This window comes from Psychrobacter fjordensis, from assembly GCF_904845995.1.
Taxonomy (GTDB): domain Bacteria; phylum Pseudomonadota; class Gammaproteobacteria; order Pseudomonadales; family Moraxellaceae; genus Psychrobacter; species Psychrobacter fjordensis.
On sequence record NZ_CAJGYP010000001.1, the window covers coordinates 470,318 to 493,345 of the forward strand.

Sequence of the window (23,028 nt, forward strand, 5' to 3'; positions counted from 1 at the left end):
GAGTTCCTTAGTTCAATTGCTTAGTGTTAGTGTCAGAGTCGCTCTTTTCAGCAGGTTCAGCTTCACCCAACCAACGATTCTCAATCTCTTTAAATGTTCCTTTTTCTTTAAGCTTGGCAATACCTTCGTTCACGGTCTTAATGAGCTTAGTATTTTCCTTTGCCATTAATATAACTTGCTGTGCTGAAGGCGCATTTGCAGCTTCATAAGGTACAATCGTAACTTTGTGCTCTGGATAACCTTTTGCAATATATTGTAAAACTGGCATATCGTATAAGAAAACATCAGTATTGCCCTGTATCAAGTCTTGATAAGCCAAAAATACAGTAGATCTTGAGGCTAGCTCAACTGAACTACCCATCTCTTTTAGCGTATCTTCTTCTTTAGAGCCTTCTAACGTACCTGTTTTTAAACCTTTGATATCGTCTAAACCTTTGATATCGAACTTACCCTCTAAGTACATAATAGTCGCTGGATTGAAGAAATAAGGCGTTGATAATCCATATCTGATTGCGCGATCATCTTTATAAGAGATACCTGATATCGCTAGATCACGCTGTCCTGATTCAACACTATCGAACATATCTTGCCAAGTTTCTTTATAGAACTCGACCTTAAAGCCCTGCTCTTCTCCAATCGCTCTAATAGAATCAACATCAGTGCCTTGCATATTTCCATAATCATCTTGAAATGAGAAAGGTGGTAAATCACCAGTCATCGCCACCTTTAATGTTGGCGCTGTATCAGGCAGATTACTAACAAAGTTATCCTTACTTTCCGTTACTGGCGCACCAGTAGAATTAGTATTTTCTTGAGTGGAAGAGTTACCACAGCCAAATAGGCCGACACTCAATACAACTGGTAACACTCGATATAACTGCATCATAATCTACCCTTTACGCTTAACGTTGTTATACATTTCAGTGAAAAATAATTTAGCAAGGTTATACAATATATTCGTAATATTTCCTTACAGAAACTTACGTACTGATAATACTTATCTAAATTTACGATTGCAATAACTATGTTTAGCAATTGTTAATAATTTGTTATATATAACAAAATATAAATATATTACAAATAAACTAATTAAACTTTCTCCTTGTCTAATTATAAATATTAAACATTTTTTGCTTAAGCAGTAAAATAAACAAAAAAAGCACTGATATAGGATATCTATATCAGTGCTTTTTGAGATATAACGCAAAAAATTTAAACTTTAGCTTACTCAGCATCATCCAAGTTTAAGTTGCGATCGATTTGCCAAATCAAGAAACAACCAAGACCCATTAATGCAAACATGGCAATACCGATTTTGAGGACTGGATTGACCGGGAATAGGTTTAATAATAATCCGCCAAAAATACCAACTGAGAACATTAGTGAGCCTTGTAGTGCACTTGCCATACCAGCACGGCGCTTTTGGAAAGCAAGTGCAATAGCAGAGGCATTTGGCTGCGTCAAACCTAACCCTGAAATACAGAAGAAAATACAGGCCAGCACTAATGGCAACCAAGCATCTGTCCCTAAGAATAGTCCTATGACGAAAAGCACACCTGCAGAGATAACCTGCATCATCGCACCAAAGCGTAAAATACTTAGAATACGAAAGCGATTGGTCAACCATTGGTTCAGCTGGGTAAGACCCACAAAGCCCGCCGCATTCATACCAAACAACCAACCAAAATGCGTCGCTGATACGCCATAGGTATCCATAATCAACTCAGACGCTGAGCTGATGTAGACAAACATGGCTCCCATCAGCAAACCACCACCAATCGCTGGATAATTAAATGTTTTGTCTTTTAATAAGTCCCAGTACTGACTAAGCACTTCTTTTGCAGGGCGTACATTTCGATTTTCTTCAGTCAGTGTTTCAAAAAAGAAAAACTTAGTGAGTAGTAAATTCAGCGTGCCAAAAGCTGCCAAAAACCAAAAAATAGAGTGCCAGCTAAAAAACTGTAAAAATAATGCCCCTAGCGACGGTGCTAATATTGGCGCCAACCCCATCACCAAAATCATAATAGAAAATGCTTTTGCTGTTTGTTTGGCCGTCAGACGGTCACGAATCGCTGCACGAGTAACCACCGCTCCAACGCAAGCACCAAGTGCCTGCATCGTACGCCCAACAAATAATACATACTCATTATCAGTGGTCGCACAGACGATTGAGGCGATGACATATAACGTCATGCCTATATATAACGGCTTTACTCGACCAACACGATCACTAAATGGTCCATAAAACAGCTGACCAAACACCAAACCCAAAAAATAGGCTGGGACAGAGTTGGCCATAAAGGCAGTGGAAACACCAAAGTCATCTGCCATTGACGGTAGTGCTGGCAGATACATATCAATAGACAGTGGCCCTACCGCGACGATAAGTCCGAGCATCATAATCCATGCCACGGGCAAATCAGCAGAGCGCACGCGCTCAGAAGCGATAGGTTTGTTAGGCAGGGAAGATTTTTGAGCAGACATATTTAGGCCATTTTATATAGTGATTTTTATTTTATTATTCATGCTTCCACTGTTTTAGCCCTTACTTAATACCGACAGCAAAGGCCATTAATAACAATAGTGTATAGTTACATACAACTGTACAAACAGACAGTGCTATATCGCACCATCTGCTTGTATTTCAATAGTAGTATAACGCTAATAAAACAATCGCTAATCACTATAGTCATTTCACTATAAAAGTGTTACTGCATTAACCTCGCTTGAAGTATTTAACATACATCTACACTTGGTTGCCTTATATGACTTTTAAATTGAATCGACTATATAATGAATACCTAAAATATAAACGATGACTTATTTAATAAAAAATCTTTTAGCGGAACTGACGTTTGCCAAATGCAGTACTGGCTTGCTTAGCTTTTCTGAGCGCAAGTTTGCGGTTTTGACCAAGCATCATTTTGAGCTGCCATACCTTTTCTTTATATAAGGTTGTCGCTGGCTGCTGATGCATGGCATTGATGATGCGCTTACTGGCTAATACGGCATCAGGAGAGCGCTCTGCAAATTCAGCGGCAAGCTGCTGAGCCTGCTCAAGTGGTGTCTCGCTACAATGACTCACAAGCCCTAATGTTTTGCCTTCATTAGCATCGATGATACGTGCACTCATGGCCAACTCTTTAAGTACATCCTCTCTTACCACGCCAAATGCTGATTGAGTCAAGCCCATATCGGGTACTAGGCCCCACTTGGCTTCCATAATAGACAGCTGACAATCAGGATGGCTGATGCGCACATCACAAGCCAGTGCCAATTGCAGCCCTGCACCAATACAGTAGCCTTCTAATACAGCAATCACTGGTACAGGCACATCGCGCCAAGCAAGACAAACGCGTTGGAAGGAGCTTTGCCATGGTTTTATGAGTTCCCAAAATGCAAATGCTTTGTTTTTCGGATGGTTTAAATCACCCAAATCGATACCTGCACAGAACGTGCCTTCTGCACCATTTAAAATAACCGCCCGTATTATTTTATCTTTGCTAATACGGTCTGCCAATGCTATCAATTCACTGACAACTTTGAAGCTCATGGCATTTTTTTTGTGTGGGCGATTCAGAGTCACCGTGACTATATTATCAGTGATATCAACTTTTAAGGTCTCATATTGATCAGTTGCAATTGGGCTCATAACAATCCTTATTAATGAATAAAATATAGCGCTAATATTTTAATGTTCAACAGACCTCAATATTAACAGGCTTGTCTCTACCCTACCGCAGCAATAACTGACTGCGACGGTACTATATTCAGTCCTCTATAAATTAGATATGGTAACAGTCTCGTTTAGTCTACTACTTGTAGCACTTTCACTCGCCTTCCTTGTATCCAAACAATCTATATTGAACCGACTATGTCTAAAAGACACTTATCAAAAAGCCATCGACTTTATAATTAATGACCTATCTTATTATTTGATTAGATCATTTTCCATGTCATATCATTTTCACTTAAACGATGATAATTAAGCTGAGGATAGCCAGATAAATCTAACATCTGCAAATTATTTAACGCTGTTAGTAACGCCTCATAATATGGCTCAAGCATAGCAAACTGGGCTGGAGTCGTATGCTGTACATTTAATAAGCACTTATCTTCTAAGTCTTGACTGGCCTGACGTAACTGCGGTACACCTGTATAACGGCTACCACCTAGTATGCGATGGGAAATTTGCGCCAGCATGTTACGATCCCCAGTTTCCCATGCCTGAGTTAATGCCTGCCTTTCATCATTTATGGTGTCAAGCATCATAATAATGAGCTTGGCAGCCAAATCAGGTTTATTCGCTGAGCGATTGAGCGCGTCTTGCCAATCTAAAATATTTGAAGCGTCAATATCGTTAGCCCCTACATGACCATCATGTAGGTTATGTTTACTAGGATAATTACTGCCGTCTAGACCCTTTCTACTTTGTTCATATGCTACCGAATCTGTACGATCGATTACTCTGTTGTCAGAGCTACCTACCGGTTTGTTTGGTGCTGATAATAGTGGCACTTGTCCATGTTTATTTAAGTGCAATCCTTCATAACGAGGCTGAGTTTCACGCTGTGGCTCTCGTCTATAGTCCTCACGAGGCTGACTATCACGCAGGTAGTCATCCCGAATTTTCTTCAATGATAAAGGACGCGTAATCTTTTGCGGATTTATGCTATCAGATACGCCATCTCTAGTAATCTCATGACTTTTTGACATGGGACCAGTCATAACGGTCGAATCAGCAGGCCAAGTTGACTGGTTTTCAATCTCCCTATTTTGCCAATCGCTAGATTGAGCATTATTGCTTATCGAGTGACCGATTACCGGATCGATAGCGCCTAAGCCCTGTTCTGAAAAATCGCTTTCATTCAAACCAATACCTTGTAAATCAGTGTCAGGCAGCAGCATCGATTCTGATGTTGTTGTACGTCCAAGCCACTTCTGTAGCACTTGCAGTAACTGCGGTTGGCTAATAGGCTTACCAACATAATCATTGATGCCGCTGGCGATGAGCTTGTCACGCTCATCAGCTAGTCCATGTGCCGTCAGAGCAATGATAGGAATACGGTTATCATCACTCTCAATATTACGAATTTGGCGGGCCGCCTCATGCCCTGACATGCGCGGCATTTGAATATCCATAAAGATTAAATCAATACTGTCTTTATCTTGAGTAGCCCCTTTATCTTCAGTATTTGCTTCTTCATAAAGCGCACTGTTTGATTTTTTGTTCACCTCATCGCGAGCTTCTGCTTTAGATATCTGCGTTTTATTTGACAAGCTTTGCTTATCATTTTTCGATGATTTGGTATGTTTGGTTTCTTGCTTACTGATAATTTCTATGGCATCAAAACCACTACTCGCTGTCACCACCTGAATACCAAGCTCGCTCAACAAAGCATCTAGCACCAGTAAGTTAGGTAGATGATCGTCGACTGCCAGTACCGTCACCCCTTTCCAACGTGGCTCTTGCAGGTTTTTTGGAACACTGCGTTTCTGCGTATCTAGCATGGCATAGAGCTGTCTTTTATCTAACGGCTCATAAAGTATATTGGCATGATAGCGATTTAATAATGCTTGGTCAGCCGCCACTTGATAACCAAACACGGCAAGCTTGCCCTGATAATGTAGGCGAATTTGTTTTAGCAGCGCCATCATATCGTCTTGTGTATCATCATCTACGATGACCCAATCCCAATAATTGCCGCGTTCTTTTAATGATTCAAGCACGCCCGGTAACGAGTTGGCTTGAGTAAGCGTAATCGGTAAATACTGTAAGCTGGCTTTGAGCACTTGGATAGACGCCGTATGATTGATCCACACCAACACATTAAACTCATCGGTCTCACTTGCCAGCGGTGCCAACACTGGTAGCTCAATCGTCTGACCAGTAGCGGCCTCTAGCACGTCAACATGTGCTGGCATACGAAACCAAAACGTTGCGCCTTGATTGGCAATATTTTCTTGTGCATTGTCATGAAAACCAATATCACCGCCCATCAATCGTGTCAGCTGCTTAGATATGACCAGACCCAACCCTGTACCGCCGTATTGACGGGTAATTGATGGGTCGCCTTGGCTAAAGCTCTGGAACAGCATTTTCTGATCTTCTAAAGAAATGCCTTTGCCACTGTCTTGTACGCTAATCATTAAGTAGTTGTCACGGTGATCGTCCAAGCTGACACGCACCACCACATCGCCACTATCGGTGAATTTAATCGCATTGCCCACGATATTGGTCAATACTTGCTTAAGACGCAGGGCATCACCGTTGATACGCATCGGCACATCATTATAAAAGAGCACAGCCATGCGCAAACCTTTCTCTGCTGAGACTGGAGACAGCATATCAACCACATCATAGATGGTGTCATAGAGATCAAACTCATGGCGATCGAGTACCAGTTTCCCCGCTTCAATTTTGGAGAAATCCAACACATCATTGACCAATGCAAGCAAATGCGCAGAAGACTTACGTATGGTTTGCACATACAAATCTTGCTCAGGATTCAATTCACCATGACGTGCCAGCAGATTGATGAAACCATCGATACTATTAAGAGGTGTACGCAACTCATGGCTGATATTGGCCAAAAATGCTGACTTGGCTTGGCTGGTTGAGATAGCCGCATCACGCGCATTACGAATAGAGATGTTTTGCATCTCCATCTCATCAAATGCCAAACGCAAATCGTCTTCGGTTTGCTCAGCATGATCCTTAAGCTCCTGAAAGCTCATATGCAAGCGGCGTAATGTCCTGACCAAATCTTGCTGTAGCAAGTTCAGCTCTCCATCCGACTCAACTGGAATTGGATAATATAGGTTATCGACATGGGTACGCTGTAGCTGTAATCGCAGCTCATAAATAGGTGCTATCCAGCGCTTTGAATAAATATTTAAGCTAAGTAATAGAATTAGAATAGTGAATAAGCCTGTAATCACTAGCGCCATGGCAATACGATAACGCGCAATATACAGCGGCTCATTGTCCATATCGACGAGCAACCACAGTCTTTGCCCTTCAAACTCCCCCAACACACTCCCATAAGCCGTACCAATAGGTGTTAGCTCTTGCGATAAAAACTTTGCTTTGGTATCTATTGCAGGCCACGCTTCATTTAATCCGTAACCGACTGCTGCGAGTACTTGATTGTTTTCATCAATAATAGCGATACGCTGTACGTGCTGCTCAGACTGCATACGACCCAATTTATCTTGGATACCTTCCAGCTTTGTAATCACAGTTTGCGGCGTTTCACCTACATGAATTTCGCTGATGTCTTGATTGCGCTCTTGCTCTAATAGTTCAGGAATGAGGTCTGCAATCACTGGTGTATAGCGAATCAGCACGGCCTCAGCCAAGACGCCTTGCTCTGAATTACTGGCGCGCATGGTTTCATAAAACACCAAAATACCACCGACGGCTGCCAACACACAAATTGGTAAAAACACCAATATGATCAATTGGTCATACGCACTGCTAGTATCAAAACGTTTTTTGTATGCCATGCTATCGTCACTCTCTATTAGGGGTTTTGCTATGTATATGTATATGTATATGTATATGTATATGTATATGTATATGTATATGTATATGTATATGTATATGTATATGTATATGTATATGTATATGTATATGTATATGTATATGTATATGTATATGTATATGGATATGTATATGGATACGGTATCGGTCTTGCTTAGTCTACTACTTATAGTACTTTCACTCGGCTTTCTGGCATCTAAATTATATTGAACCGATTATATCAATAGCAGTGGCAAGCTATTTTGCTTAAGAATAAATTTTATAAATATCTCAGCTATTTTAACAGTATTTATAGATTCTAATCGATGAAGGTGATATGGCTAATGATTGATGCCGCAACCGTCTTTTAGCTGTCTAGCTATTTCTAGACACCACTCATTTACCAAAATCTGTTGATGCCATCAGCGTAGCCAAAAACAAAATGATATAATGACGCAACTTTCTACCGGTTGCTATTTTTTTGTGATTGTCACAATACAATCAACTACGAAATCATTAGCTTACCTTGATAGTAACCGTATTAACATCTTGACTCAAAAACTAAAATTATATTTAAGAAATACACTATTATTCAAAAATCAATTTTAAAATTAATAAGGATACTTTATGTCCGCTCCGGCTATGTTAAAGGCTAACTATATTACTCAAGTGACGACGCTTGCTGATTGCGTCGGTCAAACGCCGTTGGTTAAATTGCAACGTCTACCTGAGACAGAGCAGTTAACCAATGGCGCTACGTTATTGGCCAAGCTTGAGGGTAATAACCCTGCTGGCTCCGTCAAAGATCGTCCTGCTTTTAACATGATTTATCAAGCAGAACAGCGTGGTGATATCAAGCCTGGTGATATGTTGATTGAAGCGACTAGCGGCAATACGGGTATTGCCTTAGCCATGGTCGCGGCGATGCGAGGCTATTCAATAACACTACTGATGCCAACCAACTCAACCCAAGAACGTAAAGATGCGATGATTGCTTATGGCGCAACGTTAATCGAGGTTGATGAAGGGATAGAAGCGGCGCGTGATTTGGCATTGCAAATGCAGACAGCAGGTGAAGGCATTGTATTAGATCAGTTCAACAACCCTGATAATAGTCAGGCACATTACTTGACCACAGGGCCTGAACTGTGGGCGCAAACTGAAGGTAAAATCACGCATTTTATTAGCTCAATGGGCACCACTGGTACTATCACAGGTGTCTCACGATATCTGAAAGAACAAAATCCCGATATCAGAATCATCGGCTTGCAACCTGATGAAGAAGCTGCGATTGCAGGTATCCGTCGTTGGCCTGCCGCTTACATGCCTGGTATATTCGATGCGGACTTAGTCGACGAAGTCATGGATATTAATCAGCGTGTCGCAGAAATCTATATGCGCAAGCTCGCCAAAACCGAAGGCATCTTCGCAGGCGTTTCTTCAGGGGCAGCAGCATGGGCCGCCGTACAGGTTGCTAAAGAAAATCCTAATGCCGTTATTGCCTTTATCGTATGCGATCGTGGCGATCGTTACTTATCAACGGGTTTGTATAACGTTGATGACAGCGATGTCGATGATAGCAATGCCAGTAACAGCCTAAAAGTTAAGTAACGAACAGACAACGCTGCTCAATATCGTTGATTCAATTTAAGAGAGATTAATGCTGTCACTCTTATATGCTGGATTGATGATAAGTTGATAAATAGTCAGGATTAACTATGTCACAAGCCCGACCTTCCGACCCTATATTGGTCTTTAATATCGAGACTGTCGCCGATACGGATGCGGCGCGCCGTATCTATCCGCAATTGGCTGAACTCAATGACGCGGATACGCTAAGTGCTTTGACAGCTATCCGTATGCAAGAAGCTGGGCACGATTTTATGCGCCTGCCACTACAGCGTATTGTCTGTATCTCTGCTTTATATATTAAAGACGGCAATTTTTCATTGTTTTCGTTGACTGCAGATAAATTTAGCGAAAAAGACATTCTCACTAAATTCGTTCGAGCATTCAGCGATCTTGAAAAGCTACCGCAACTGATCAGTTGGAACGGCTCAGGTTTTGATATCCCTGTGTTGATATATCGCGCCATGCAGTACGATTTGTCAGCGCCATGGTTATTTGAAGAAGGCGATCGCATCAAAAACATGCGCTTTGATAACTATATTAACCGCTTCCACACTCGTCATCTTGATTTGATGGATAGGTTCAGTCAGTACGGTGCCAGCCACCGCGAAGCCATGGATATTGTCGCAAGCCTTTATGGCCTACCCGGCAAAACTAATATTGATGGCAGCATGGTTGGTGACCTCGTTACTAATGAGGATTGGCAAGCGCTATCCATCTATTGCGAGTCTGACGTCATGAATACGTGGCTCATATATCTGCGCTGGTTGCGTTTAACGGGGCAATTATCCTCACAAGACTTTGATAGTTGGCAGCAGCAGAGCTATGACTATTTAGTAAAACATACCCAAGCAGATGACAGCATACGTCATCAAGCCTTCATAGCTGACTGGTCATCTGCACCCAACTCATAAAAACACCTCATTTTAAGCAGTCGCTTTTACTTTTATTTCTTTGTTATTTATCATTTATTATTAAGGCAGGTTTATGCAACCCACCGATACAAAAACGTCTATAACATCTGACGCAGCGCCACAAACTAACGATAGACAATCCATCGTCGTTCCACCAAATAAGAAAAAATCTAAGCCATCATCAAAAACACGTCGTCGCCTAAAAGATGCAGAACCGATTCCTTTTACCATCGATAGATTGTCGCATGATGGTCGCGGTGTTGCTATCTATGGCAATGGTTTTGGGGTTGACGATGGTCATGCTGAAGACAAGCATGGCAAAACAACCTTTGTCAGTTTTGCGCTGCCAGGTGAAAGCGCATTGGTCAAAATAACCAATAGCCGTGCCAGTTTTGAGGAAGGCGATGCAATCAGCATCACTGCCAACCCAAATCCTGAACGTACTGTACCGCCCTGCCCTCATTTTGGTGTTTGCGGTGGCTGTAACTTGCAGCATTGGCAGCCAGAAAGTCAAATTAGCTTTAAGCAATCTGTACTGGCCGAGATGCTTATACACCAAGCCAATGTAGAGCCTGATAACTGGCTTGCCCCTGTGGTTGGTGATCGCCTTGGCTATCGTACCAAAGCACGTCTGGGTGTGCGTTATGTCACCAAAAAAGAAACGGCTTTGGTTGGTTTCCGTGAGCGCTCAAGTAACTTTTTAGCGGAGTTAAATGAGTGTCATATCTTAGACCCACGCATTGGTTTTGAGATTGAAAACTTAAAAGCGTTGATCAGCACGTTAGAGAGTCGTAATAAGATTGCCCAGCTTGAATTGGCAATGGGTGAGCAAGTACCTGAGCTACCAGATGGCAATCAACCTGTTGCCCTTATTGTGCGTAACTTAGAGCCATTATCAGACGGTGATGTAGAAAAGCTAAAAGTATTTTTTGCGGCACGTAATTGGCAGCTATACCTACAGTCTAAAGGTGCTGATAGCATCCAACGTATTGCATTGACGGATGCGGATGACATGAGCCAACAGTTCGGACGTCTGTATTACCAATTGCCAGAGTACGATCTGACCTTTGAATTTATCCCGACTGACTTCACTCAAGTTAACCTATCTGTGAATCGTCAAATGACCAAGCTCGCTTGCGATTTATTAGACCTAAAAGCAGGTGAACGCGTACTGGATCTATTTAGTGGCCTAGGTAACTTTAGCTTACCACTTGCGCGACTCGTCGGTGAGACAGGTTCAGTGGTCGGCGTGGAAGGAAGCGAAGCCATGACCGCACGCGCAGCAGATAATGCACGTCGCAATGGTATCAATAATACTGAGTTTTATAGCCAAGATTTGACACATGATTGCACTGATAAACCTTGGGCCAACCAAGGGTTTGATGCGCTACTAATCGATCCACCGCGCTCTGGTGCGTGGGAGATTATGCAGTATCTACCTAAGTTTAATGCTGAGCGAATCGTTTACGTTTCTTGTAATCCTGCGACACTTGCACGTGATACAAAAGCGCTGTTAGAACAAGGCTATCGTCTGACACATGCTGGCGTGATGGATATGTTCTGCCATACTGGCCATGTTGAATCTATCGCGCGCTTCGAAAAAGTAGCCGTTTAATCTCTTGCTTCTTAAGTGAACTACTGAACGTGCAAAATAGCTGTGTTTATATATAGTAAGTCCTAAATAAAACAGATATAAATGTAACCATGCGATACTGGCATACATTTTCCTTGCTTGCTGTGCCTGCGCAGACAGAGGCTACGCAAAATGCACCCAGTATCGCTGTATTTATTTTATAGTGGATCGACTATAGTCGTTTCAATTTAAGAGTATTACAAGGCAATCGAGTGTAGGTGTATATTAAATACGTCAAGCGAGGTCAACGCAGCAATACTTTTATGGTGGAATGACTATAACAATTTATGCTCATCCAAAACTTGGATGCAGCAGCGTTAATAAATAACAGCTATTTGCCCTGATTAACAGCAGACATTACATAGCCTTGCTTGATTTGTCATCTCAAAATGGGATAATAGTAAACAACTTTTCTATGTTTAGAAAATCAGAACTTAGTAAACGTTCATACTCATAGCTTTATATATTTTACACGCATTTTATAGCTGCTAAAAATCGCTTTTTAGCAGTCGTATTGGTTTATATCTAATACTTTATGAAAATACAAATTTGAAATGTGTGTACAGTAGACGGGGTTATACTCAATTCAAAATAGCTAAGAGGAGTCGGCTATGGTAAAAATTCGTGAAGGATTACCGCTAGTGGATGGACAGACCACACAAGCCGATAGTGCAACGCTTGCAGCCCAGCTGGTTGCGAGCCAACGCTCTCATCAGTCTGCCAATAGCTATGCCCAAATCCCGCTCGATATCAAATACCAGCTAGCAACTCATAAGCTACACACCACTTTTGATCGCTCAGCCTTACATGCTTTTCATAGCCATGATCCAAAGCTTGAGAACGAGTATTCTGATAATCCGCTGTTGGATGATAACAATACGCTCTCTGAAGTAGAAATTGAAGCTATTGACTTAGATCAGGTTAATATCGACGTCCCCACTTGGCTAGACAATGTGGCCAAACGTATTGGTCAAGACTCTGTCCCTAACCTGCATGCTGCTTGTGAATTTATTCGCAATCATATGAATACTAGCGAGTCTGAACGCTCAGGCGCTTATGTCACTGGTATTGGTATGACCGACATATTGACCTATCTTTATCAAGATGAAGATGCACTTGTTGCTGCCATGCTCTATCGCAGTGCGCGTAAATCTATTATTAGCCTCGCTGAGATAGAAAAAAACTTTGGGTCTGATATATCCACCTTAGTCAAAGATGCCTTGGCAATGGGTAAGCTGTCTGAGATTATCGAGAGTAATAAGCGCTTAGAAGATCACTTCGTGAACAATCAGCGTGACCAGCTATCCAATATTTATAGCATGCTTATCTCTGTCACTAACGATGTACGCGTCGTACTGATTAAGCTGTCTGAGCGTACCTTTGCCATGCGTGAGCTGACGTTCTCTAGTGTAGCCAGACAAAATCGTGTCGCACGTGAAGTCATGACTATCTACGCCCCTTTAGCGCATCGACTAGGTATCGCACAACTAAAATGGGAACTTGAGGATTTAGCTTTTCGTTATCTTGCGCCTGATCGCTACAAAGAGATTGCCAAGCTACTATCTGAAAAACGCAGTGAGCGTGAGTCCTATATTCAGCGCGTGCAAAACAAACTCAATGAAGCGTTAGCAGAAGCCAACATCGAAGGTGAGGTTTCTGGGCGTGTCAAACATATCTATTCGATTTACCGAAAAATGAAGCTCAAAGGCTTATCATTCGATCAGCTTTATGATATTCGTGCATTGCGAGTACTGGTTACCAACCCTTCAGACTGCTACCACGTCTTAGGTTTGGTCCATGGATTATGGCGTTATATCCCTGAACAGTTTGATGACTATATCACCAATCCAAAATCTAACGGGTATCGCTCGCTACATACTGCCGTGATTGCGAAAAATAAATCTCTCGAAGTACAGATTCGTACACATGAGATGCATTTTGAAGCAGAGCTTGGCATGTGTGCGCATGTCAACTACAAAGAAGGTCTGAAGAATAAAAAGGATAATTACCTTAATCAAAGAATCAGCTCTCTGCGTCAGCTTTTATCTATTAATAATGAAACACGCAATCAGCTACGGTCATCGTCATTAACAGGTGAGGATCTCGATGAGATAGAGCTCGACGAAGAAGAGCAACTCGTTGATTTTGATGAGCTAGAACGTATTTATATCTTTAGCCGTGATGGTGATATTACCGAACTGCCAAAAGGTGCGACTGTTCTTGATTTTGCTTACTACGTGCATACTCAAGTTGGCAATCGTGCGCAAGCTGCTCGAGTCAATCAACGCTATGTGCCGCTCACCTATCAGCTCAAAACGGGTGAACAAGTTGAAATCATCACTAAGGCATCACGTGAACCCAACCGCGATTGGCTGGTTGCCTCGCTCGGTTATATTCACACCAACCGTGCACGCTCAAAACTAAGACAATGGTTTAACAAACAAGACCGTGATAAGAATATTGAGATTGGTCGTCAAATGCTCAGCAAAGAGCTGGAACGACTATCGGTACATCCAAACAGTATCGATTTGAACGATTATCTTCAGCATTTCAATGCCAATACTACCGACGATATTATCGTTGGCTTGGTCACCGGTGATATCGGTCTAAACCAGTTAACAAGTCATATCTCGCGACAGCTACATCTAGAGCCTGAAAGGCCTCCTGAAGACTTTATACCTAGTGTAGATAATAGAGACACTGGTAAACTTGATGCCTATAAGATTCACATTGATGGTCTAGATAATATCGAAGTGAACCTAGCAGGTTGCTGTCATCCTGTACACGGTGAGCCAATTGCTGGTTACATTACTTTGTCACGAGGGGTCAGTGTCCATAATCGTGGCTGCCCTGAGTATTCGCGTCTCATCGAGCGAGACCCTGAGCGTGCGATAGAAGCCGCTTGGCGAGTACAATCTGGTCGTTATCAACCGGTTGACATCCATGTAGAGGCTTATGATAGACGAGGGCTATTGCGTGACTTGACACAAATTATTGATAAAGAAAACGTCAATATCCGTCAGGTTCAGACACTTAGCAACGACGATAATATTGCCTTTTTGAAATTTCATATTGAAGTTTCGGGACTGGCTCATTTATCTAAGCTCTTGGCTAAGTTAGAGCAACAGCATGGCATCTTACATGCTCGCCGCGCCGTCGTTTAAATATAAGCCTAGCTATACATATTCACTTAATCCTAAAGTTGCCATAGAAATATCATGCCTGAATTGCCTGAAGTAGAAACGACCAAAACTAGCCTAGCGCCATTACTAGGGCAACAGGTTATCGATGTAAAAATATTCCAGCCGAAGCTACGCTGGGCGATGCCAGATGACTTAGATATCTTGGTTGATTTCACATTAGATAGTGTCGAGCGCCGAGCAAAATATTTAATACTGAACTTTTTACTTGCGTCATCTAATGATAGTAGCGCAGCGGTGCAATCTGATAAGCTAGCACCTCGACAGATTTTAATTCATTTAGGCATGTCAGGTAGCTTACAGCAGCATAGTTATGGCACGGATAAACGCAAGCACGACCATTTAGTAATAGTGTTCAATAATGCTGATAATACCAAATCTCAGCTACACTATTACGACCCAAGACGATTTGGCTCGGTATTGTGGTATCAAGATTATAGCGCTAAGCTGTTGGACCACCTAGGTCCTGAGCCACTTTCAGATGAATTTACTGCGGACTATCTATACCACTTGATTCAACGTACAAGCGTATCTGGTGAAAGCGCCGAGTCCACAGTCACAAATAAAGCTAAATCAAAAAAGCAACCTATCTCCCGCCCTATCAAGTCAGTTATCATGGAACAGCAAGTGGTAGTAGGTGTAGGGAATATCTATGCCACAGAAAGCTTATATTTATCAGGCATCCACCCGGCCACACCTTCTCATCAACTATCGTATGATCAGATTGTCATTTTAGTTGATCACATTAAAGTTATCCTAAAAAAAGCGATAGCACTTGGCGGTTCGACATTACGAGATTTTACCGTTGCTAGCGGTCAAACAGGTTACTTTCAGCAGACATTAAACGTTTACGGTAGACAAGGTGAAGCGTGTCCACATTGTCAGACAACACTTGAGAATATCAAGCTTAATGGCCGAGCCAGTGTCTTTTGCCCTAGTTGTCAACCAATGGGTTAACCATAATTTTCAGTAATTTTACCTACCCGTTTCGATCTACAATCAACAGCGTAGTAATTTCATTTGAATGTCTTATATTTTTTCATTCAAACCTGTATATCATGCGCATTTTTGTTGCTTATTAACGCACATCTTGCTTTAATAGTAATAACACTTACATAAATAGTGCATACGGTTTATTTATCTGTAATATTTAGCTTACCTATCGCTGCCAAGATGTTTTCTTATCAAAATATCAGCAGCCACTAATCATACCAATTGTGAATTTTAGGATATCGTTATGACTGTTAAAGCCAAGAAACAACGCACAGTTAAGCAAAAAGCTTTTACTGTTGCTACCAGCTTAAGTCTGTTGGTCGCTAGCATGCAGCCAGCCTTGGCCGCAATAGAGATTGATGAAACTGACTTTGGGCCTTCCTACGGAACCATGGTAGCGGATGCTACCGTAGGCAAGCCTCTTCAACTGGTCGGTGCCGTTGCTGGTACTGCACTCTACCTTGTTAGCCTACCTTTCTCCCTAATCGGTGGCAACGCAGATCAAGCGCAGCAGAAGCTATTTGTCGAGCCTTGGGATGCGATGGGCCGTTGCTTAGGCTGCTCTGTTGCTGAAGACAACTATTATAAGTCACAAGCAAATGATAACAACCTTGTGCGTATCGTCGTCGACCAACCATCAGAAATTTTAATCAACACAAACGACTATGTAATCGTTAATCCATAAGCAGTTATTTGCAAACATCTCGCGTCATAATATATAGATGCTAAATATAATGTGTTTGTAAATTGACAATAAAAAAGGCTAACGCGACGTTAGCCTTTTTTATTTGCCCTATTAAATGACTTTATTTTGAGATATCAGTATTACTTAACTTGGCACTAATTTCACGAAGTAATAGCACTTCTTCTGAAGGCTCCACAATGGCCTCTACCACTTCTTCTACTTCTTGAGCACGGCGCATTTTATTTACCGTTCTAACCATCATAAAGATAATGAAAGCTAAAATCAGGAAGTTAATAAGCACCGTAATAAAGTTACCGTATGCTAATACTGGAACACCCGATTCTTTAAGTGCATCATAGGTCATAGCAATACCTTCAGGTGTATCCCCTAATACTAAGAACATATTTTTGAAGTCAATTTCGCCACCGAATATAAAGGCGACGATAGGCATGATAATGTCTGCCACGAGAGAAGTTGTGATGGTTGCAAAAGCACCACCAATGATGACACCAACTGCTAGGTCCATCACATTACCTTTTAACGCAAACTCTTTAAACTCAGATACCATACTCATTATTTTTCCCCAAAGTTTATCTATAACCAGATAGATATCTATCTAATTGTCGCCACAATCGGCTTTAATAGTAATTATTGAATATATTAATACGACTATTCATTCTGTCTCTATTTTTGCAAAATTACAACACAAAAAAAAGCAGTATAAAGTGAAGCACTATTCGCTTACCTTATACTGCTAGTTTTTTAATTGCTTCAATGTCAGAAAATTTTTACTGACATTGAACTTCAGCGTCAAACATCAATGATATGAATTACTAAGTAACTCATTTATTGATATTAAGCACCTTTTTTACCACGACCGTGACGCTTACGCTCACTTTCAGTCAAGTAACGCTTACGTAGACGAATCGCTTTAGGGGTTACTTCAACCAATTCATCATCTTGAATAAATTCAAGTGCTTGCTCAAGCGTAAACTTGACTGCTGGCGTCAACGTCAATGCTTCATCAGTACCACTAGCACGTACGTTGGTTAGCTGCTTAGCAGTCGTTGGGTTAACCGTCATGTCATCGTTACGAGAGTTCAGACCGACAATCATACCTTCGTAAACTTCAAGCTGTGGCTCAGCAAATAACTTACCACGTTTTTGAAGGTTAAACAGTGCAAAGCCTAGGCAAACACCTTTAGCCATAGAAACCAATACACCATTAGAGCGACCACCAACATCACCGATCTTTTGCGGACCGTAATGTGAGAAGCTAGAAGTCATGATACCACTGCCTGAAGTCAGAGTTAAGAACTCAGAACGGAAACCAATCAGACCACGAGCAGGAATAGTCGCTTCAATACGCATACGACCTTTACCATCAAGTTCCATGTTAGTCATCTCGCCTTTGCGTAGACCAACTTGCTCCATGATAGAACCTTGATGCCCGTCTTCAATATCGAACACAACGTTTTCATACGGCTCTTGTAGCTTACCGTCAACTTCTTTAACGATAACTTCTGGGCCTGAAACACCCATCTCAAAACCTTCACGACGCATGTTTTCGATAAGTACAGATAAATGAAGCTCACCGCGACCTGATACTTTAAATTTATCAGGAGATTCTGTGTCTTCTACACGTAGTGCTACGTTATGAATCAATTCACGCTCAAGACGCTCACGAATATTACGTGACGTCACAAACTTACCATCACGACCAGCGAACGGTGAGTTGTTTACTTGAAAATTCATTGATACAGTAGGTTCATCTACCGTTAGTGCTGGTAATGCTTCAACATTAGCTGGATCACAAATCGTATCTGAGATATTAAGTGCGTCAATACCAGTGATACAAACGATATCACCAGCTTGTGCATCTTCAACATCAATACGATCAAGACCATGATAGCCCATGATTTTTAGAATACGGCCATTACGCGTGTTGCCATGCTTGTCAATGACAGTTACTTGCGTGTTCAATTTAACTTTACCACGCTGGATACGACCAATACCGATAACACCAACAAAGCTGTTGTAGTCAAGGCTTGAGATTTGCATGCGGAATGGTGCATCTGCATCAACCTGTGGAGCCTGTACAACATCAACGATAGTTTTGAATAGTGGCGTCATATCATCAGCTAAATTATCAGCTTCTAAACCTGCAACACCGTTCAATGCTGATGCATAAACAACTGGGAAATCAAGCTGCTCATCAGTCGCACCTAGGTTATCAAACAAATCAAAGATTTGATCCATTACCCAATCAGGACGCGAACCAGGACGGTCAATTTTGTTGATAACAACAATAGGCTTTAGACCTTGCTCAAATGCTTTTTGCGTTACAAAACGAGTCTGAGGCATTGGACCATCAACAGCGTCAACAACTAGTAATACGCAGTCAACCATTGACATAACACGCTCAACTTCACCACCGAAATCGGCGTGACCTGGGGTGTCAACGATGTTGATACGGTATTCTGTATCTACAGTTTGATCTGTCCAGCGGATAGCTGTGTTTTTAGCCAAAATAGTAATACCACGTTCTTGCTCAATATCGCCTGAATCCATTGCACGTTCAGCAACGTTTGCACGGTCGCCAAAAGTACCAGACTGATGTAATAACTTATCAACCAAAGTTGTTTTACCGTGGTCAACGTGGGCAATAATTGCAATGTTACGCAGGTGTTTGATATCGTTCGCCATATAAAATGCTCGTTTCGTCTTAAAAAATGCAGTAGCAGTAAGCGCCGCCGGATAAACCTTTATCATCAACCAGATAGATATTGAATACTTACTTTTAGACGACTGCACCATAAGTGCTGTTAATCAAATAATTTCAATATAATCAAGAATCTACACTGATAAATTCATCATACAGATAGCTATGCTAATGTACATTCTGTCAATTTACAGAATGTTTGGGCAGCTAGTATAACATTATTGATTCATAAATTTATGTAATAACTCACTTTTCTCAATACATAAACAAAAAAAAGCCACCCAGTGGGTAGCTTTTTTTGTAACTATATATTTAATCACATAACCAATTGGCTATTACTTATTGAACAACCATATCTTTAGTTTGTTCAACAGTCATTGTTTTGTCACCAGTGATGATGGCATAAACACGACGGTTCATAGCACGACCTTCTTCAGTGTCGTTTGGAGCGATTGGGTTGTCATAACCATAACCAACAGTTGATAGACGGTTTGGAGCGATACCGAATTCGTTAGTTAGCATAGATTTAACTGCAACGGCACGAGCTTCAGACAGACGTTGGTTGTAACGTGCTGAAGGACCAGTTTTAGAAGCATGACCTTCTACGCGTGCTACAGAGTTAGGATACTCACGCATCTTCTCTGCTACTTTAGCGATTTCTGGCTGGTACTGAGTTTTGATAGCTGATTTATCGTTATCAAAGAATACACGTAGTTCCATTTTCAGTTCATCAGTAATATCTACTGGTACTGGGCAACCGCGCTCATCTACTACGACGTTCATTGGAGTGCCTGGGCATGCATCGATGCTATCAGGTACGCCATCACCATCAGAATCAAGATCAGATTCAACTACTACTACTGGAGTAGTATCAACCATTGGCTCTTGCATTGGCGGTACTGCTACTGTAGGTGCTAGATGGCCACCAAGTACAACTTCTAGACCGGCCAAAGCCATGCCTTCCCACCAGTTGTTATCAAAGTTATGAATCGCACGAGCTTCACCACGTAGGCTTAAAGCGTCGTTGATACGATACATAGCACCTAGACCTAGGTTACCGATAGTATCTTTAGAGCTTGATACTTCAGTACCAGCAGTAACTGTTTCGCCAGTTACATCAGAAACATAAGTTTCTTGGTTTTCTACTTTGATCTTAGATTGACCAGCACCAACCAATACATATGGCTTAAATGCGCTATCAGTATAACCAGTAAACTCTTCAGTACCGATTAAGAAGTTACCAGAAAGCATGGTTTGTTCAACATCAAAACGGTTAGCACCAGATTTAGCTGAATCTTCAGAAGCTTCGCCATTAGCGTTTGATACACCATACTCAACCTGGAACTGAGTAGAAGGAGTAAGCTCGATACCTAGAGCAGCACCAGTATATAGGCTACTTTCTTTAGCTACGCCGCCGTTAGAGTTGCCATCACGATCCGTGTTTTCTTGCAAGTTTTTGCCAGTACGAAGGATATCACGCTGCTTGTCAGCTGTATCACTGATATCATCAGTAACATGGTAACCTAGTAGTAATGGGCTAATCGTTACACCAGCGTTAGCAGCTAAAGGTGCTGCTGCTACTGCAACCAATGCTAGAGCTATTTTATTCAATTTCATGGACTTCCTCCAAAGGATAATTTTAGTGATGCATTAAGCAAAACCGTTTCTCAAGATGCTTCAAATAGACATCTTTTACGAATTTCAAGTGACAAAGCAAAACCAATTAAGGAGTAGCTTAGCGATTATCGATTCAGTTTACAACTTTTTTCGTTAAGGAGCTACACATTATTACACGATAATGTTGTAACTAAAACACAATAGCTTGTTGGAGTTACCTAGAACTAACACGCCTTACGCATTCTATCTTTTGTATGTCAGTTTCCCATAGATAGTAAACCTAATAGCACCTATTGCCTGAGCATATTTTAATACGGTAAGTAATTTTTCTCTATTATTAAAACTCTTCATTCACTAATTGAAACAAATTTTGACAGTAGACATATATTCTGTATATATTAAGATAGCCAACATTATTCTGTATATATGAAATGCTAACCTGTTTTTAAGTTTTTATGAGATCAAGACACTGAAGCTATAAGGTCTTTATAAAATACTTGAACAGCCAATGACAAAAAGCGAGATTGTTTTATTGAAATAAGTTACTCACTATAGGTAATAAGACCTTATGACACTGCTATATAGAATATTATCAAGTTATAGAAAGCTATTTGCATTTTTGTCACTTTTATTGATATTGATTCAGTATAAGCACGTCCATAAGAGATTTACCTTTTTCGTAATGCAACTTTACATGTCGTTTTCTGACAAATCTACGTTTGATAAAGTCACAATAAAGACAAACAGATTTAAAGATAGACAAGGTTTTACGCTTGTCGAGCTTATTTTTACTATCGTTATTTTAGGAATTCTGGTGGCGATTGCCGTGCCATTCATACAAACACAATTAGCACATATGGAAGCCAAGCGTATTAGAAGTCAGTTAGAAAGCTCGCTGACCCTAGCGAAGGCTGAGAGTTACGTTAGAAGACAGAATGTGATCGTTTGTCTGTCTGATAATGGAGGTCGCTGCCATAGAAATAGCGACAAGACACTTTTGCTATTTGTAGACAAAAATGACAACAAGCACTTCGATACTCAAGTCGATTTCTTAATCGCTCAGCATGCATTGAATCTTAAATATAGCACGCTAAGCTTACGAGTTGGCGCCAGACGTCATTACACCAAATTTTGGGGTGATAGTGGTATGCCTCGAGGGCACTTTGGGCATATCAAATACTGTCCAACCGTTGACTATAATGACGCGATGTACTTGATATCATTTAGCCAGACAGGCCGTATTACCCAAAAATTCAATGAAGACCATCCTACCGAATGTAATAATTAGGGCGATATACGATATTTTTTAGTGATTACTGATAACGTCGATGCTGCTGCCATAACAAACGACTCTGCAACGGTTGATAATCGAGCAAGTGATCGATGAGGTGTCGATATAGTTTTGACCAATGACTCAGAGTCGCTTTAGTAATACCCAACTCTGCCATTTTTATCAATTCAGCACCCATAAATACAGTTTTCATAGTGGTGCTTTCTAAGGTACTTTCTAAATGTTCAGACTGTGACTCATTCTGTAAGACAGGCATAAACCCCACATCAGGTAAAAAGCAATAAGAACAATCGGGTTCGATAATATCTTGGACACTATCGTGGGTTAAAGTTAAGCTAAAACCCAACTCATTAAATAAGTGAGACTCAAATTGGCGCAGACACAATCGCAATTCATCGGTATTTAAAGGCTGTCTAAGCTGATGTAGACTGTCTTGATAATGCTGCCACAATATAGGCATAGGATCTTCAGTAGGTAACAACCGCCACAATATTTCATTTAGGTACAGTGCAGAGTATTGCTGCTGGCCAGTGATATTTCCATAAGGGACTGACTCTAGGGTAGCAGCGATATTACCCTTATCTTCTATACTTCTTGAAGTGGTAATTTGTGATGTGATATTGATTTGACTGAACGTCTTTAAGTCACGCTTGCCGGTAGCAAAGAGTTGTAACGGCATAAATAATGGCGCGCCTTTTTTCCCAATACCATGTATCACACCATGCTGCTGAGAAAACAAATAGTATAAAGCGCGCTTTTCCTGATAGGGACGCTGATGTAATAAGTAACCAACTAGTGCTTCGTTACGCATTTTTTATT

Annotated in this window: 15 protein-coding genes; 7 read left to right on the plus strand and 8 right to left on the minus strand. The window is 41.2% G+C overall.

What is annotated here, in order from left to right:
• Positions 1–7: 7 nt before the first annotated feature.
• From JMW61_RS02000 to JMW61_RS02015, 4 genes are all read right to left on the minus strand, one after another.
• Complete coding sequence (locus JMW61_RS02000; RefSeq protein WP_201549029.1) at positions 8–886, minus strand: transporter substrate-binding domain-containing protein; 879 nt, start codon at positions 884–886, stop codon at positions 8–10.
• Positions 887–1,224: 338 nt separating this feature from the next.
• Positions 1,225–2,484 carry a multidrug effflux MFS transporter gene (locus tag JMW61_RS02005; protein ID WP_194195902.1) on the minus strand — a complete coding sequence of 420 codons (1,260 nt, stop codon included), beginning with the start codon at positions 2,482–2,484 and terminating at the stop codon, positions 1,225–1,227.
• Positions 2,485–2,839: 355 nt separating this feature from the next.
• Entirely contained in the window at positions 2,840–3,652 is an 813-nt protein-coding gene (locus JMW61_RS02010; RefSeq protein WP_201549030.1) for a crotonase/enoyl-CoA hydratase family protein, read from the minus strand.
• A 287-nt stretch (positions 3,653–3,939) separates the two neighbouring features.
• On the minus strand, positions 3,940–7,509 hold the full coding sequence (locus tag JMW61_RS02015) for a hybrid sensor histidine kinase/response regulator (protein WP_201549033.1): 3,570 nt from the start codon (positions 7,507–7,509) through the stop codon (positions 3,940–3,942).
• A gap of 643 nt (positions 7,510–8,152) precedes the next feature.
• On the opposite strand from JMW61_RS02015, the gene cysM reads away from it, so the two are divergent.
• The 6 genes from cysM to JMW61_RS02045 all read left to right on the plus strand — a co-directional run bounded on the left by cysM (position 8,153) and on the right by JMW61_RS02045 (position 16,579).
• On the plus strand, positions 8,153–9,136 hold the full coding sequence (gene cysM / locus JMW61_RS02020; RefSeq protein WP_406947800.1) for a cysteine synthase CysM: 984 nt from the start codon (positions 8,153–8,155) through the stop codon (positions 9,134–9,136).
• Positions 9,137–9,243: 107 nt separating this feature from the next.
• Positions 9,244–10,068: a 3'-5' exonuclease gene (locus JMW61_RS02025; RefSeq protein ID WP_201549035.1), complete on the plus strand. Its 825-nt coding sequence runs from the start codon at positions 9,244–9,246 to the stop codon at positions 10,066–10,068.
• Between the two features lie 73 nt (positions 10,069–10,141).
• On the plus strand, positions 10,142–11,683 hold the full coding sequence (gene rlmD / locus JMW61_RS02030; RefSeq protein ID WP_201549045.1) for a 23S rRNA (uracil(1939)-C(5))-methyltransferase RlmD: 1,542 nt from the start codon (positions 10,142–10,144) through the stop codon (positions 11,681–11,683).
• Positions 11,684–12,312: 629 nt separating this feature from the next.
• Positions 12,313–14,865 carry a RelA/SpoT family protein gene (locus tag JMW61_RS02035; RefSeq protein ID WP_110921735.1) on the plus strand — a complete coding sequence of 851 codons (2,553 nt, stop codon included), beginning with the start codon at positions 12,313–12,315 and terminating at the stop codon, positions 14,863–14,865.
• Between the two features lie 54 nt (positions 14,866–14,919).
• On the plus strand, positions 14,920–15,858 hold the full coding sequence (gene mutM / locus JMW61_RS02040; RefSeq protein WP_201549047.1) for a bifunctional DNA-formamidopyrimidine glycosylase/DNA-(apurinic or apyrimidinic site) lyase: 939 nt from the start codon (positions 14,920–14,922) through the stop codon (positions 15,856–15,858).
• 280 nt (positions 15,859–16,138) lie between these two features.
• Positions 16,139–16,579 carry a hypothetical protein gene (locus tag JMW61_RS02045; RefSeq protein WP_110921737.1) on the plus strand — a complete coding sequence of 147 codons (441 nt, stop codon included), beginning with the start codon at positions 16,139–16,141 and terminating at the stop codon, positions 16,577–16,579.
• Positions 16,580–16,700: 121 nt separating this feature from the next.
• On the opposite strand, the gene mscL is transcribed toward JMW61_RS02045, so the two are convergent.
• From mscL to JMW61_RS02060, 3 genes are all read right to left on the minus strand, one after another.
• On the minus strand, positions 16,701–17,153 hold the full coding sequence (gene mscL, locus JMW61_RS02050) for a large conductance mechanosensitive channel protein MscL (RefSeq protein ID WP_201549049.1): 453 nt from the start codon (positions 17,151–17,153) through the stop codon (positions 16,701–16,703).
• A gap of 281 nt (positions 17,154–17,434) precedes the next feature.
• On the minus strand, positions 17,435–19,285 hold the full coding sequence (gene typA / locus JMW61_RS02055) for a translational GTPase TypA (protein ID WP_110921739.1): 1,851 nt from the start codon (positions 19,283–19,285) through the stop codon (positions 17,435–17,437).
• Between the two features lie 355 nt (positions 19,286–19,640).
• Positions 19,641–20,918, minus strand: coding sequence for an OmpA family protein (locus JMW61_RS02060; protein WP_110921740.1), 1,278 nt, complete (start codon positions 20,916–20,918; stop codon positions 19,641–19,643).
• Between the two features lie 694 nt (positions 20,919–21,612).
• Here JMW61_RS02060 and JMW61_RS02065 point away from each other — a divergent pair.
• The gene (locus tag JMW61_RS02065) at positions 21,613–22,206 is read left to right on the plus strand and encodes a GspH/FimT family pseudopilin (RefSeq protein WP_201549051.1); all 594 of its coding nucleotides are present in this window, start codon (positions 21,613–21,615) and stop codon (positions 22,204–22,206) included.
• A gap of 25 nt (positions 22,207–22,231) precedes the next feature.
• Here the strand turns inward: JMW61_RS02065 and recO are convergent, their stop codons facing one another.
• Complete coding sequence (gene recO, locus JMW61_RS02070) at positions 22,232–23,020, minus strand: DNA repair protein RecO (RefSeq protein WP_201549053.1); 789 nt, start codon at positions 23,018–23,020, stop codon at positions 22,232–22,234.
• Positions 23,021–23,028: the final 8 nt, after the last annotated feature.

Coding starts and splice junctions, on each gene's coding strand:
- JMW61_RS02000 (WP_201549029.1), bottom strand. CDS start 886: ATGATGCAGTTATATCGAGTGTTACCAGTTGTATTGAGTGTCGGCCTA.
- JMW61_RS02005 (WP_194195902.1), bottom strand. CDS start 2,484: ATGTCTGCTCAAAAATCTTCCCTGCCTAACAAACCTATCGCTTCTGAG.
- JMW61_RS02010 (WP_201549030.1), bottom strand. CDS start 3,652: ATGAGCCCAATTGCAACTGATCAATATGAGACCTTAAAAGTTGATATC.
- JMW61_RS02015 (WP_201549033.1), bottom strand. CDS start 7,509: ATGGCATACAAAAAACGTTTTGATACTAGCAGTGCGTATGACCAATTG.
- cysM (WP_406947800.1), top strand. CDS start 8,153: ATGTCCGCTCCGGCTATGTTAAAGGCTAACTATATTACTCAAGTGACG.
- JMW61_RS02025 (WP_201549035.1), top strand. CDS start 9,244: ATGTCACAAGCCCGACCTTCCGACCCTATATTGGTCTTTAATATCGAG.
- rlmD (WP_201549045.1), top strand. CDS start 10,142: ATGCAACCCACCGATACAAAAACGTCTATAACATCTGACGCAGCGCCA.
- JMW61_RS02035 (WP_110921735.1), top strand. CDS start 12,313: ATGGTAAAAATTCGTGAAGGATTACCGCTAGTGGATGGACAGACCACA.
- mutM (WP_201549047.1), top strand. CDS start 14,920: ATGCCTGAATTGCCTGAAGTAGAAACGACCAAAACTAGCCTAGCGCCA.
- JMW61_RS02045 (WP_110921737.1), top strand. CDS start 16,139: ATGACTGTTAAAGCCAAGAAACAACGCACAGTTAAGCAAAAAGCTTTT.
- mscL (WP_201549049.1), bottom strand. CDS start 17,153: ATGAGTATGGTATCTGAGTTTAAAGAGTTTGCGTTAAAAGGTAATGTG.
- typA (WP_110921739.1), bottom strand. CDS start 19,285: ATGGCGAACGATATCAAACACCTGCGTAACATTGCAATTATTGCCCAC.
- JMW61_RS02060 (WP_110921740.1), bottom strand. CDS start 20,918: ATGAAATTGAATAAAATAGCTCTAGCATTGGTTGCAGTAGCAGCAGCA.
- JMW61_RS02065 (WP_201549051.1), top strand. CDS start 21,613: ATGTCGTTTTCTGACAAATCTACGTTTGATAAAGTCACAATAAAGACA.
- recO (WP_201549053.1), bottom strand. CDS start 23,020: ATGCGTAACGAAGCACTAGTTGGTTACTTATTACATCAGCGTCCCTAT.